Here is a 12,161-nt window from a genome sequence, read left to right on the forward strand (position 1 = left end):
GGGACGCCTTCGAAGGTGTCGTCTGTCGCATCCGGCCTGGTCTATCCCGGGGTCGGGCCAGAGATCGCGATGCTGCATGAGGAAGGGCGCCTGAAGGTCGCGGCGATCTCGAATGATGAGGTGATTGCCACCTTCTTTCGCTTTGCAAAGTCGGAAGGGATCATCCCGGCGCTCGAGAGTTGCCATGCGCTGGCATTCGCGATCAAATTGGCAAAGCGCCGCCCGCCCTCGGAAACCATTCTGGTCAACCTGTCCGGTCGGGGCGACAAGGATGTCGATTTCGTTCTGAACGAGTTTCGGGACGCAGATGGTGCCGCGCGCTAGCCAGTCGGTATCCCATTGGGGCCCACGCCTCGGAGACGATAGCGGCCATTCGGTCAAACGCTCCAGATCGTCTCCAGTGAAGCCAAGGCCGGCGCGTTGCCTCAGGCGCCGGCCTCTTTCGCAATGCTATTCCGCTTCCGACCAGTGAGGATAGGTGACATAGGCGGTCAGCGCGCCTTCCGCGTGGGAGCGAATGATCACGGCGTTCCCCTTCGGCATATAGATAATTTCGCCGGGGCCGGCGGTCAGGGTCTCGCCGTCGGCTTCAACCGAGACCCTTCCTTCAAGGACCACCATCACGTCGTCGACGACGATATCTGTCTCCAGAACCTGGTCGGGGCCGTAGCGTCCATATCCGACCGTGATTGGCCCCCCTTGCTGTTGATCCGCCATGTTGGCGGCGAAAATGTCGGCGTCCTGTCCCGGCGAGCGTTCGAAAACGGCATCGGCAGGTTCAAATCTGCGAACTTTCATTTCTTTCCTTTCCGCGTTCTCGCTATTCACGTTTTGCGATTTCGGCGTCGGCGAGCCCCGACATCTGTTCCCCCATCACTTTCAGGAACACGAGCGCCCGCTCGCGGTAGAGCGCATGTTTTTCAGGCATCCGGTCCCAGGATTGCTGAAGAGTGGTGCCGGGGGTTGCGATCTTCATTCCATCACTGGCAAACAGAGCCAGAGCGACCTGGTCGATGATATTTGACGTCATTTCTGAACCTCCTCATTTGGTTAGGTCGGTCAGCTAGCAACCGACATTGGCAATTCTGGGGTCCCGCCAGTCTCGACATCCATGGTCCGATCGCTCTCTGCCGGGTCAGGTTTCGGTTTCAAGGCGGCGGGGAGCATGGACTGCGCGCAGGTACTCGGCCGGCGTTGTCGGCTTGCGGCCGAGGAGTTTTTCCAGATCCCCGCTCTCACCGTCCCATTCGCCGGCATTGACGCCCTGCACCCATGTCAGAATGAAAGCAGCAGCCGGCTCGGGCAGGCCCAGTGACATCAACTGGGCGACGTAATCCTGCTCCGTAATGGCGTTGAACGGTACGGGCTTGCCGCTGATATCGGAAAGAATCTGCGCAATGTCGGCGAAGGACACGGCCGGACCGCCGTAAAGCGCGTAGTCCTTGTACGCGTGCCCGTCTTCGCTCAGCACGACGGCGTGCGCCTCTGCCAGATCCTCACGGCTGGCGTAAGCCGCCTTGCCCGCCCCCGCCGGCGCAAGGACGCCTTTTTCCAGAGGGGCTCCGCCTGCATAGTTTTCGATATTCTCGAGAAATGGCGGATGACGCACCAGCGTGTAGACCAGGCCGGACGCCTTCAGGCTTTTTTCGACGAAGCGATCCTCTTCGGTGACCTGCGGCATGTGGAAGCCGGAACCCGCCTTCTGGATGATCGGCATGAAGACGATATGCCCGACGCCGGCCTGCTTTGCCGCGTTGATGACGTTGTCGTGCTGGGTATTGCGATCGGTAAAGGCCGTGGCGGACACGAGCATGACCTTGCCAATGCCCTCGAAGGCGCGCACCAGCCCCTCATGATCGAAATAGTCGCCCTGGCGAATTTCGATCCCCTTGGCGGCGAGATCCGCCGCCTTGGCCGGGTCGCGGGCAAGGCCGACCAGATCGCTGACGGGCAGGCGTTTCAGAAGATGCTGCAGGGTCATGCGGCCGATATTACCGGTCGCGCCGGTGACGAGGATCCTGGTCATGGATTTTCCTTTCGGTTTATGCGGTTGGTGCGGCGCGGAGCGTCGACATCGTCGTTCGACCCAGTTAAGACGCTGCAGACTTTCGTTCCAGTACCCACTATTTTGTAAGTATCGAATTTGGGAGATCAAAATGACCGAGACGCATTTCCGGTGTGGCCTGGAAGCGGTTCTGGCCATCCTCGGCGGCAAGTGGAAGCCGCTTATCGTCTATCATCTCGCTTTCGGCTCAAAGCGCACCGGGCAACTGCGCAGGCTCGTCACCAATGTGAGCGAGAAAATGCTGATCCAGCATCTGAAGGAACTGACGGATGACGGCGTCGTTCGTCGCATCGACTTCCAAACAGTGCCGCCGCACGTCGAGTATGAATTGACGGAGTTTGGCCGAAGCCTCGCCCAGGTGCTCGCGCCGCTATGCGAATGGGGAACGCACCACAACGACGAGGTCGCAAGGATCGTACAAAACCGGGATCATGGGACGAAGATGGCTTGACGCCTCGCTGGCAAGGTGGCCGCGATGGCGCGCTGCGCTGTGCGCGAAGGTCGTCTTCCCGGCCATTCTTGGTCTGCCCCGCTGGTTCCCGCGCTGGAACCAGCGCCTTCCATTCGGCTTTTCCCTGCCATTGCGGCGCATCTGCGATCAGGCTCGCGGGCCGGCTTGGCGGAACCCGATTCAAATGGTTATGCTTCCGCCGTCGCCCTGGAACGGCGGGGCGCGCTTGAAACGGGTATCGGACATGGATGCATATGGACATTTGCGGATATTGGTCAGCCTCATCCTCGGGCTGGCGATCACGCGCGTATTGTCCGGTCTTTCCCGACGCCTGCAGGAGCCGATCAAGACCAACGGCATGCATGTCCAGATCGTCTGGTCGCTGGTGCTTCTTCTCGGCGCCGTGCACTTCTGGTGGTGGGAGTTCGCCCTTCGCCTGATCACCCAATGGAATTTCTGGATCTACATATTCGTTCTGTCCTACGCCTCGCTGTTTTTCCTGATGTCGACCCTGCTTTATCCCGACCACATTCAGGGGCAGGTTGATCGGGAGGATTTCTTCTTCCGGCGGCGGTCCGCGTTCTTTGCCCTGTTCGCGATCTCTTTCGCCCTCGATCTGGTCGACACGCTCATCAAGGGACGAGAGCACCTGACGTCCCTTGGCGTCTGGTATGGCTTCCGCCTCATTGCCGGAACCGTGGTCGCCCTGATCGCGATGAGAACCGAAGACAACCGGAAACTGATGTGGCTTGGACTGGGCTGGCTTGCAGGCAACACCGTCTGGATCACCGTGCTCTACGGCGCCCTGAACTGAACGGCACTTGGACGCTTTTCGCCGGAGCGCTTCACTTTCTGCTGCAAGCGCCGCCAAACCGGATCGCGCGGCGATGCGCAATCTGCGCCGTCCGCCGGCCTGAATGACGAAATCAGGCAATATGAAAAGTCCCTGATCCAGCGGACGCTTGCGACCTCCGGCAACAATGTCGCGGAAGCCGCACGGATTTTGCAGGCCCCGAGGCGGGCTCTGCGCGAAACGATTTCCAGGTTCGGTTTCTGATGATCTACGCTTCCCCAGAAGGCGGAGCCCGCAATGGTGCCCCATCAGCTCCGGCCGCCGCGACATAGGCTCCGGAATGTAATTTTTATTCTATAATATTGAATTATGAAATAAAATGAATATCCCTTGGTCCTGTAACATCTGCACCATAACCTGCAATCAATGCGCCTGAGGGGCGCGGGAGGCTAGCGCATGTCGTCTATCGGAATTGGCCTGATCGGAACCGGCTATATGGGCAAATGCCATGCTCTGGCATGGAATGCCGTCGGTCCGACATTCGGCGATTGCCCGCCGGTCCGGCTCGTGCATCTGGCCGAGGTCGATCGCGATCTCGCGCGCGAAAAGGCGAACGCCTTCGGTTTCGAGAAGGCCACCGGCAGCTGGCGCGATCTCATTGCGGACCCGGAGGTGGACGTGATCTCGATTGCCGCGCCGAATGCCTTTCATCCGGATATGGCGATCGCGGCGCTGGAGAGCGGCAAGCACGTCTGGTGCGAGAAGCCTATGGCGCCGAAATTCGACGACGCGCTCAAGATGCGCGCGGCAGCCCGCAGCGCGGGCCGCGCCGCCGTGCTCGGCTATAATTACATCCAGAACCCCATGATCCGCCAGATCGCAAGCTTCCTCGAGCACGGGGCGATCGGCACGGTCAACCACATCCGCATCGAGATGGACGAGGACTTCATGGCCGATCCGGAGCAGTTCTTCTACTGGAAGAGCGAGGCGAGTTCCGGCTATGGCGCGCTCGACGATTTCGCCGTGCATCCGCTGTCGCTGATCCGGATACTGTTCGGCCGGCTTGCAAGCGTCACTACGGATATGGCCAAGCCCTACGCCGAACGCCCGCTGAAGGCCGGCGGGAAGCGTGCGGTGGAAACCCATGATATCGCCAGCGTTCTGTTTCGCATGGAAGACGGCGCGTCCGGCGTGCTGATGGCCAATCGCGCAGCCTGGGGTCGCAAGGGCCGGATCGCCATCCAGATCTTCGGCTCGGCCGGATCGATCACCTATGATCAGGAGCGCATGAACGAGGTGGAAATCTACCGCGCCGGCGGGCCGGCCGAGGAGGCCGGCTATGCCCGGATTCTCGCCGGCCCGGCCCACCCGCCCTATGGCCAGTTCATTCCCGCGCCCGGCCACGGTCTCGGCTTCAACGACCTCAAGGTGATCGAGTGTCGCCACCTGATTGCCGCGATGGCTGGAGAGCCTGCCCATGTGATCGATTTCGACAAAGGCGTCGAAATCGAACGCGCGGTCCACGCCATGGCCGAAGCGCATGAAAAGCGCGGCTGGGTCGATATCGGCTATGATTGATGGCGCAATTGCCGCCTGACTCCGGCAGTTCAGCGAGCGTGTTGCGCGCCGTGGATGTCCGGGTAGGCTGAGCGCGGGCTTTTCGCTTGTCTCACGCTGCTTCGAATGCCTCGATCGCGTCGATCTCGCCCTTCAGCGCTTCCGCCTGGCGCTTCAGATCGAAGCTGTCCTGCATGTTCAGCCAGAATTGCGGCGTGGTGCGGAAGAATTTGGCGAGCCGCAGCGCCGTATCCGGGGTGATCGCCGTTTCCTCCTTTGCGATCCGTTCGATGCGGGTGCGCGGCACGTGAAGGCGCTTCGCCAGCGCGCCAGCGCTCATGTTCAGCGGGATCAGGTATTCTTCCCGCAGGATTTCACCCGGGTGGACCGGCGGCAGAATGCTGGCCATGGTTCCTGTCCTTTTCTCAATGGTAATCGACGATTTCGACATCTTCCGCGCCGCCATCCGTCCAGACAAAGCAGATGCGCCACTGATCGTTGATCCTGATCGAGTACTGACCTTTTCTATTGCCCTTCAACGCTTCCAGCCTGTTGCCCGGCGGCGAGCGCAAATCATTCAGGGCGTACGCATTGTCAATCATCGTGAGCTTTCGGATCGCCGCGCGCACTATATCGGCAGGAAAGCCTTTCGGCGCCTTGCCGCTGGCGACACTCTCCGTCGGGCATTGCGATAGGATCGGATCACCTGTCTTCCTTTTCTGTTTGTATCATAGCATGATACGCCTCCCTATCAAGCGATACGTATCACGTCACGATACAAAAAAGTCCGGAACTTCTCGCGGTTCATAAGATGGACGCGCTGAACCGGCGACACGACCTAAATTATCCCTCGCCGGAAAACCGGGCGAGCGAGAAGGGCTCCATCTGTTCGGGAATCCTTCCCTCTTCAAGCCAGCCGGCGCTTTCATAGGCGTGAAGCGCGGCAAGCGATACGCCGCTGTGGCAGGTGATCAGGAAGGCGCCGGGGACGACTTCTTCGTAGGCGGGCGCCGCATCGGGCGTGATGATGCGCAGCGCCGACCAGCTTCGAACGACCCGGATATTTTCGAGGAATGGGAAGAAGAACATCGACTCGGCGGCGATCCTCGTGGTGACGTCGAAGGTGGTGCCGAGGTCGTATCCAGCCTCTTCCTCCCAGCTTCCGCCGATCATCAGCGTGCCGTCACCGGTGCCCCGAACCTGTTCGATCGCATAGTCGAGCTTCATCGGCACCCGCTCGGTGACGAGCACCTGGCCGCGCACGGGTACAAGCGGGATCTTGACGCCCAGCATGTCGCCGAGACCGGCATTGCCGAGGCCGGCGGCCAGCGCGATACGCCCGGCGACAATTTCGCCGCGCGCGGTTTTCAGCACGAATTTTTCGCCCCGCCGGGTGATATCGAGTACCCCGCTATTGGCGAGCGCGCGACCGCCGCGCTTCTGATAGGCGCGATGGAAGGCCTGGAGCAACCGCAACGGATTGGCCTGTCCGTCATAGCGCGAATAGCTGGCGCCCGGCACATCGGGGCCGATCTCGGGGACCAGCCGGCGCAGCGCTGCATTGTCGAGAATATCGTAGTCATAATCGCCGGCATGGCGCGACTGGATGGTCGCCAGATTGGCCGCGCGCGTTGCGAGCTCCTCGGGCGTGCGGCAGAGGTACAGCCCGCCATTCTGCACCAGTTCGACATCGATGCCGGTTTCCGCCAGAAGCTGATCGGAAAGCGCCGGCCAGCGCGAGACCGCATGCATTGCCCAATTGCTGTAGGCGGGCAGGCCGAGCCCCTTAGCCTGCACCCAGACGAGGCCGAAATTGCCGCGGCTGGCGCGGATCGCATCGTCGCCTTCATCGAGCACGACATTGTCGATGCCGCGCAAAGAGAGGCCGTAGCCGAGCGCGATGCCGACCAGCCCGCCGCCGATGACCGCTACGTCTGTTTCAAGCTGCATGATGGGCCTCGTCCTGATTGTCTTTGTCGCGGCTTTTCGCCATCTCGCCCACCGTTACCGGCTTGAGCGGGAAGCGGACGTGATAGGCGCCGACCTCTGCGGGGGAACTGTGGCGTTCCTGCGCGATCAGGTCGGTGACGATCGGCCCGCAGACGCGGCCCTGGCACGGCCCCATGCCGGCCCGGGTGAAGACCTTGGCCTGGGCAGGGCCGGTTGCGCCATCGCGCACCGCCTGCCGCATGGCGCCGGCGCTCACCGCCTCGCAGCGGCACACAAGCGTTGCGTCCGAAAGCGGGGCGGTCGCGATGCGCGGCGGGTAGAGCGCATCGAGGAAGGGGCGGAAGGCGCGCTCGCGTTTCATCACGGTATGCGCCGCAGTGACGGCGGCGCGCCCGGCGTCATCGAGCATGCCGGCCTGTTCCAGTATCCGCCCGACGGCGATTTCGGCGGAGGCGGGGGCCGCGGTCGCGCCATTGATGGCAGCGCCATCGCCGACGACAAAGACGCCCGCAAGGCCGGTTTCGCCGAAGCGATCGACGTCCGGGCACAGGCAGTTCTGCCCGGCATCCCAGACATGGGCGCAGTTCAGAGCGCGGGAAAGCTGGGTATTGGGTATGACCCCCTCATGGGTCAGCAGCGTATCGACAGGCAAATCATGACTGTTGCCGTTCGCGGTGAAGGCCACCGCCTCGACCCGCTCCTTGCCGAGCGCCCGGAGCGTCGAGACATCGCGGTGAACCTTTATGCCGGCGGCGCGGATGGCGCGTTGCATGGCGAGGCCTTTGGCGAGCTTTGCGCGGTTGGCAAACAATGCCGGCAGATGACGAGCGGCGACTGCCGCCGGGTTTTTCCTGGGCGCCGTGTCGAGGATCGCCGAGACCTTCACCCCGAGATCGAGCAACTGGTTTGCAAACAGCAGCAGCAGCGGCCCATTGCCGGCAAGCACGACCCGGTCCGCCGGCGCAATGCCGGAGGATTTCAGCAGAAGCTGCGCCGCGCCGACGCCCATCACGCCCGGCAGGGTCCAGCCCTCGAAGGGCACCGGTCGCTCCATCGCGCCGGTGGCTAGGACCAGGTTTTTGTAGGCAACGCGGCGGGAGACGCCGCCGCTGGTGAAGCTTGCAAAGCCGCCCTTGTCGCCGTGATCCACCCGCCAGAGACTGGCGCCGAAATGGGCGTCGACATCCGCCTTGCGGAAACGATCGGTCAGGCTTGTTCCGGCCACGTAGTCGGGGCCGAGCTTGTCCTTCAATGGGCCATCCTCCAGCCCCCGATAGATCTGGCCGCCCGCGCTCGGGCGCTCGTCGATCAGGGTGACGGAAAGGCCATGTCGGGCGGCCATGCTGGCGGCCGCCATGCCGGCGGGGCCGCCGCCGATGATGCAGATATCGCGGCTCATGCTTCGTCACTTTCCCGCAGGGGCCGCACGTCGCGCTGGCGGCGAATGCGCATGCCGGGCTCGACGGTGCGCAGGCAGCCCTGCTGATTGGCCACGCCATCGATTTCGATCAGACACTCGAAGCAGATGCCCATCATGCAATAAGGTTCCCGCGCCGCGCCCGAAACCGGGTTGCGCCGATAGGGCCCGTCGTCCGCGAGCAACGCGGCGGCCGCAACGGTATCACCCTTGCGGCAGGTCACCGTCCGACCGTCGATTTCGACGGTTATCGTCGCGCGCTGATCGGCGACATTGACCTTGCTGAACACAGCATCCCCTTTCTGCTGACCGATCATCATGCGATCGCGACCGTGAACTGGATTTCGACCCGGATGTTCGGCAGACCGAGAACGGCCTCGACGGTGGCGCGCGCCGGCGGCGCGTCGATCCAGGCCGTCCACGCCGCGTTCATCAGGTCGAAATCGCCGATATCGCGGAGCCAGATCGTGGCGGAGAGGACCGCGTTGCGATCTACCCCGAGGGTTTTAAGATAGGCGTCGGCCTTGGCGAGGATTTCCGCCGTCTGGCCTTGGGTATCCTTGCCGCGGTCATCCGCCGTCAGTCCGGAGAAATAAGCGGTGTTGCCATGAACGACGACGCGCGAAAGCCGCGCGGTCTTGTCAAAGCGTTGGATATTCATGGGCCCCTCATTTCACGTTTGCGCCCTCCGGACGGAAGGCCGGTACATGAGGTATTTTCTGGAACAGCCGGTCGCGGGGCGCAAACAACCCCAACCTTCCGGCTTATAATCAATAGTTATGAAGGGAGGGAACGCGGGCGGTCCTATAAGATCAGCCGGTCAATTTATGGCTATTGGTTATCAAGTTTGTTCTCCGGCGGAAGGTAGGCGATGCTATCTCTTGGACCATGCGAATGTGCGAGGGGAGCCCATGGCCGGGATGAATGCGCCGCCATTGCTTGTGATCGATGGAGCGACCGCCGAAGCGCTGGTCACACCCGAAGAGACGGTCGCGCTGGCGACAAGCGCGCTGATAAAGACGTCTGACGGCCGCATTGCGCAGGATATCCGTCGCACTCTGGCGCTGCCGGGCATGGCTGGCACCTGCCTTTCCGTAATGGTCGCCGCCGAAGGTCCGCAGGCTGGCGCCAAGGTGCAATCGGTCTATCCCGACAATTTCCGGCACGGACTGCACTCGCATCAGGGCGGCGTATTGCTGTTTGACGGCGACCACGGCCACCCGGTGGCGCTGATTAATGCCCATGCGATCACCGGGCTCAGGACGCCCGCCGCGAGCGCCGCCGCCACGCGGACGCTTGCTCGAGAGGATGCGGACGAGCTTGCGGTTCTCGGCTATGGCGAGCAGGCCGACCGGCATGTCGACGCGATCGCGCTGGTGCGACCGCTTCATCATGTCCGGGTCTGGGGCCGCGATCGGCGGAAGGCCGAAGCCTTCGCCCGCCGCCAGCGCGACAAGGGCATTGCGGCGACGGCGTTTGGCGACGCGCGCGCCGCGGTGTCGGAGGCGGATATCGTCTGCACCGTGACATCGGCCGCCGAACCGGTGCTGCACGGCGCGTGGCTCTCCCCGGGCACGCATGTGAACGCGGTCGGCGCGAGCGTCGCCGGCCTTCGCGAAATCGATACGGATTGTGTGCTGCGCGCGAAGGTTTTCGTCGACTACATGCCAATGGCGCTGGTCTCCGCATCCGATCTGATCGATCCGCTGGAGGCCGGCCTCATGGACCGCGGCCATATAAGGGGTGAAATCGGCGCGGTGTTTGCGGGAGCGCTCCCCGGACGGGAGAACGCGGACGAAATCACGCTCTATCGCTCCCTCGGCGTGCCGGCCCAGGATATCGAGCTTGCCCGTTTCATCTATTTCAGGGCCCAAGAGCGCGGCCTTGGCGTGACCGTGACATTGTAGCGAGGACATCATGCTCGAATGCCAGAAACACCTGTTTTCGATCCCCGATCACATCAGCTATCTCGATGCGGCCTACATCTCGCCGATCCCGCGCATCGCCGAGGAGGCCGGGAGAAAGGGCGCAGGGGTGAAGGCGGCACCCTGGGATATGACCATCGGGAACTTCTATGACGAGGTTGAGGCGGCCCGTGGGCTCGCGGCGTCCTTCATCGGCGCGAGGGCTGATGATATCGCGGTGATCCCGGCGACCAGTTATGGCATCGCGGTGGCCGCCGCGAATGTCGCCGTTCCCGAGGGCTCGGCGATCATCATGATGGAAAACGAGCATACATCGCACCGCTATGCCTGGTACGAGCTTGCCCGGGCGCGCGGCGCGAAGGTGGTCGCGGTGTCACGACGCGACGGCGAGGAATGGGGCGCGGCCCTCGTCGCGGCGATCCGCCATAGCGATGTCCCGGTCGCCGTCGTGGCCGGCACGATCCTGCACTGGTTCGAAGGCATGACGGTCGATATCGAAGCGGTCGCCGACGCCGCAAGGACAGTCGGAGCGGCTCTGGTGATGGACGGCACGCAATGGGTCGGGGCGGTTCCCTTCGACGTCGCGCGTATCCAGCCGGATTTTCTGTCCTTCGCCACCTATAAATTTCTGCTCGGGCCTTATAGGCTGGGTTTTCTTTATGCATCCGAGAAATGGCAGCAGGCTGGGCGGCCGATCGAGTTCCATTCATGGAACCGCGCCGGCGGCGAACGTCCCGATTTCTACCTGGAGACCATGCCCGGCTATCTGCCTGGCGCCCGCCGTTTCGATATGGGCGAACGCTCCGACTTCGCCGTGCTGCCGGTTGCGCTCAAATCCATGGAATTGCTGAAGAGCTTCGGCGGCGCGGCCGTTCACCAACGGCTTGCCCGTCTCAACCGGCTGATCTGGACGGAGGCGGAAGCCATGGGGCTCGGCGGGCCGGACCCCGCCATGCGCGTCGGCCACATCGCCGTCATCGAACTCGGCGAGCGCTATCGCGACGGGCTCGCCAGCATGCTGAAGGAAAAGGGCGTCCACGTCACCGTGCGCGGCACGAAGATGCGGGTCTCTCCGCATATCTATAACGATGAAGGCGATGTGCGGAGCCTGTTCAGGGCACTGCGGGCGGTTACCGCATGAGCCCTGGCGTCAGGTCTGATCGCCGGGCGGGCTGCTGAGCGCTCCGATCTCGCGGTCGACCACATTCATGGTCTCCCGGGTCTTCTGGATCAGGTGCTCGATGAAGGTATCGGCTACGGAGGAGGCGATCGTGCCCCATGGCCGGTAGACGCTGAGATTGACGTCGAGATGGGGGCGGAAATCGCGGATTTCGATGGCCTTGTCCCTTGCCATCCAGGCTGAAAGCCGGTCGATGACGGCAACGCCGACGCCTTCGGCAACGAGGTTGACGCAGGTATCCGAAAGCGCGGCCTCAAGCTTGGTGCGGCGCGTCACGCCGCGTTCCTTGCAGAGATCGTCAAGCTGGCGGCGCATCCGGTCGCCGACGCCGAGTGACACGAAGTCCTGACCATCGAGATCATCGACCTGAACGGCCGACAGGCGCGAAAGCGGATGCCCCTTCGGCATGATACAGACCGGCGGCGTCGCGACCAGCGAACGGCGGACGACCGAGGGGCTTTCATCATCCACCTCGGCCGCCACGGCCACATCAAGCTGGTTGCGGCTGGTGCGCTGGACGATGGTGGCGGAACTGCGGATGTCGAGGGTGATCGAGACATCCGGGTATTCCCGCGTGAAGCTCGCAACGATCGAGGGCAGCAGCGTCAGGCCGAAGGCCGGAAGCGCTGCAACATTCAGCCTTCCGCTCCGCAGTTCGCGGATTTCGCGGGCGGCCGTCGAAATGCCGCGCACGGATTCGAAAACCCGCTTGACCTCGGCGTAGAGCATATGCGCCTCAGGCGTCGGCACCAGCCGCTGGCGGTGGTTGCGAAACAGCGGGAAGCCGGTCTTGGCGGTGAGCTGCAGCAATATCTTGCTGACG

The 12,161-nt window shown here is 62.8% G+C and carries 15 protein-coding genes and 2 pseudogenes; 7 read left to right on the forward strand and 10 right to left on the reverse strand.

The features are described 5' to 3' along the window. A pseudogene (locus B4E36_RS23115) lies at window positions 1–324 on the forward strand (tryptophan synthase subunit beta); the annotation flags it as partial. Between the two features lie 126 nt (window positions 325–450). On the opposite strand, the gene B4E36_RS23120 reads toward B4E36_RS23115, so the two are convergent. The 3 genes from B4E36_RS23120 to B4E36_RS23130 form a co-directional block, all read right to left on the reverse strand. Beyond that, window positions 451–798 (reverse strand): cupin domain-containing protein, encoded by a 348-nt coding sequence (locus B4E36_RS23120; protein WP_292055296.1) that lies wholly within the window; start codon window positions 796–798, stop codon window positions 451–453. A gap of 22 nt (window positions 799–820) precedes the next feature. Further along, window positions 821–1,030: a hypothetical protein gene (locus B4E36_RS23125; RefSeq protein ID WP_230720976.1), complete on the reverse strand. Its 210-nt coding sequence runs from the start codon at window positions 1,028–1,030 to the stop codon at window positions 821–823. 105 nt (window positions 1,031–1,135) lie between these two features. Next, window positions 1,136–2,026, reverse strand: coding sequence for an SDR family oxidoreductase (locus tag B4E36_RS23130; RefSeq protein ID WP_292055295.1), 891 nt, complete (start codon window positions 2,024–2,026; stop codon window positions 1,136–1,138). A 130-nt stretch (window positions 2,027–2,156) separates the two neighbouring features. Here B4E36_RS23130 and B4E36_RS23135 point away from each other — a divergent pair, with 130 nt between their 5' ends. From B4E36_RS23135 to B4E36_RS23145, 4 genes are all read left to right on the forward strand, one after another. Next, on the forward strand, window positions 2,157–2,516 hold the full coding sequence (locus tag B4E36_RS23135) for a winged helix-turn-helix transcriptional regulator (protein ID WP_292055294.1): 360 nt from the start codon (window positions 2,157–2,159) through the stop codon (window positions 2,514–2,516). Between the two features lie 244 nt (window positions 2,517–2,760). Then, complete coding sequence (locus B4E36_RS23140) at window positions 2,761–3,330, forward strand: hypothetical protein (RefSeq protein ID WP_292055293.1); 570 nt, start codon at window positions 2,761–2,763, stop codon at window positions 3,328–3,330. Between the two features lie 111 nt (window positions 3,331–3,441). Beyond that, window positions 3,442–3,573, forward strand: coding sequence for a helix-turn-helix domain-containing protein (locus tag B4E36_RS24395; RefSeq protein ID WP_414673822.1), 132 nt, complete (start codon window positions 3,442–3,444; stop codon window positions 3,571–3,573). 192 nt (window positions 3,574–3,765) lie between these two features. Further along, on the forward strand, window positions 3,766–4,887 hold the full coding sequence (locus B4E36_RS23145; protein ID WP_345900864.1) for a Gfo/Idh/MocA family oxidoreductase: 1,122 nt from the start codon (window positions 3,766–3,768) through the stop codon (window positions 4,885–4,887). A gap of 91 nt (window positions 4,888–4,978) precedes the next feature. On the opposite strand, the gene B4E36_RS23150 is transcribed toward B4E36_RS23145, so the two are convergent. The 6 genes and pseudogenes from B4E36_RS23150 to B4E36_RS23175 form a co-directional block, all read right to left on the reverse strand. Continuing rightward, on the reverse strand, window positions 4,979–5,275 hold the full coding sequence (locus tag B4E36_RS23150) for a HigA family addiction module antitoxin (RefSeq protein ID WP_018064118.1): 297 nt from the start codon (window positions 5,273–5,275) through the stop codon (window positions 4,979–4,981). A gap of 16 nt (window positions 5,276–5,291) precedes the next feature. Beyond that, window positions 5,292–5,572, reverse strand: a pseudogene (locus B4E36_RS23155) (type II toxin-antitoxin system RelE/ParE family toxin). A gap of 137 nt (window positions 5,573–5,709) precedes the next feature. Further along, the gene (locus tag B4E36_RS23160; RefSeq protein WP_292058814.1) at window positions 5,710–6,816 is read right to left on the reverse strand and encodes an NAD(P)/FAD-dependent oxidoreductase; all 1,107 of its coding nucleotides are present in this window, start codon (window positions 6,814–6,816) and stop codon (window positions 5,710–5,712) included. Next, complete coding sequence (locus tag B4E36_RS23165; protein WP_292058813.1) at window positions 6,806–8,215, reverse strand: NAD(P)/FAD-dependent oxidoreductase; 1,410 nt, start codon at window positions 8,213–8,215, stop codon at window positions 6,806–6,808. The genes B4E36_RS23160 and B4E36_RS23165 overlap by 11 nt, the downstream gene beginning before the upstream one ends. Beyond that, window positions 8,212–8,553, reverse strand: coding sequence for a (2Fe-2S)-binding protein (locus tag B4E36_RS23170; protein WP_414673821.1), 342 nt, complete (start codon window positions 8,551–8,553; stop codon window positions 8,212–8,214). Before B4E36_RS23170 ends, B4E36_RS23165 begins: the two co-directional genes overlap by 4 nt. Beyond that, window positions 8,550–8,894, reverse strand: coding sequence for a RidA family protein (locus B4E36_RS23175; RefSeq protein ID WP_292058812.1), 345 nt, complete (start codon window positions 8,892–8,894; stop codon window positions 8,550–8,552). The genes B4E36_RS23170 and B4E36_RS23175 overlap by 4 nt, the downstream gene beginning before the upstream one ends. 250 nt (window positions 8,895–9,144) lie before the next feature. On the opposite strand from B4E36_RS23175, the gene B4E36_RS23180 reads away from it, so the two are divergent. Further along, a complete protein-coding gene (locus B4E36_RS23180; RefSeq protein ID WP_345900865.1) occupies window positions 9,145–10,140 on the forward strand; it encodes an ornithine cyclodeaminase family protein in 996 nt (331 codons plus the stop codon). 10 nt (window positions 10,141–10,150) lie between these two features. Continuing rightward, a complete protein-coding gene (locus B4E36_RS23185) occupies window positions 10,151–11,299 on the forward strand; it encodes an aminotransferase class V-fold PLP-dependent enzyme (protein ID WP_292058809.1) in 1,149 nt (382 codons plus the stop codon). A 9-nt stretch (window positions 11,300–11,308) separates the two neighbouring features. On the opposite strand, the gene B4E36_RS23190 is transcribed toward B4E36_RS23185, so the two are convergent. Beyond that, window positions 11,309–12,161, reverse strand: an 853-nt coding sequence (locus tag B4E36_RS23190; protein ID WP_345900866.1) for a LysR substrate-binding domain-containing protein, incomplete at its 5' end; no start/stop codon positions are given.

Origin of the sequence: Martelella sp. UBA3392, from assembly GCF_002358775.1 — a bacterium.
GTDB lineage: Bacteria > Pseudomonadota > Alphaproteobacteria > Rhizobiales > Rhizobiaceae > Martelella > Martelella mediterranea.

Coding starts and splice junctions, on each gene's coding strand:
- B4E36_RS23120 (WP_292055296.1), bottom strand. CDS start 798: ATGAAAGTTCGCAGATTTGAACCTGCCGATGCCGTTTTCGAACGCTCG.
- B4E36_RS23125 (WP_230720976.1), bottom strand. CDS start 1,030: ATGACGTCAAATATCATCGACCAGGTCGCTCTGGCTCTGTTTGCCAGT.
- B4E36_RS23130 (WP_292055295.1), bottom strand. CDS start 2,026: ATGACCAGGATCCTCGTCACCGGCGCGACCGGTAATATCGGCCGCATG.
- B4E36_RS23135 (WP_292055294.1), top strand. CDS start 2,157: ATGACCGAGACGCATTTCCGGTGTGGCCTGGAAGCGGTTCTGGCCATC.
- B4E36_RS23140 (WP_292055293.1), top strand. CDS start 2,761: ATGGATGCATATGGACATTTGCGGATATTGGTCAGCCTCATCCTCGGG.
- B4E36_RS23145 (WP_345900864.1), top strand. CDS start 3,766: ATGTCGTCTATCGGAATTGGCCTGATCGGAACCGGCTATATGGGCAAA.
- B4E36_RS23150 (WP_018064118.1), bottom strand. CDS start 5,275: ATGGCCAGCATTCTGCCGCCGGTCCACCCGGGTGAAATCCTGCGGGAA.
- B4E36_RS23160 (WP_292058814.1), bottom strand. CDS start 6,816: ATGCAGCTTGAAACAGACGTAGCGGTCATCGGCGGCGGGCTGGTCGGC.
- B4E36_RS23165 (WP_292058813.1), bottom strand. CDS start 8,215: ATGAGCCGCGATATCTGCATCATCGGCGGCGGCCCCGCCGGCATGGCG.
- B4E36_RS23170 (WP_414673821.1), bottom strand. CDS start 8,553: ATGATGATCGGTCAGCAGAAAGGGGATGCTGTGTTCAGCAAGGTCAAT.
- B4E36_RS23175 (WP_292058812.1), bottom strand. CDS start 8,894: ATGAATATCCAACGCTTTGACAAGACCGCGCGGCTTTCGCGCGTCGTC.
- B4E36_RS23180 (WP_345900865.1), top strand. CDS start 9,145: ATGGCCGGGATGAATGCGCCGCCATTGCTTGTGATCGATGGAGCGACC.
- B4E36_RS23185 (WP_292058809.1), top strand. CDS start 10,151: ATGCTCGAATGCCAGAAACACCTGTTTTCGATCCCCGATCACATCAGC.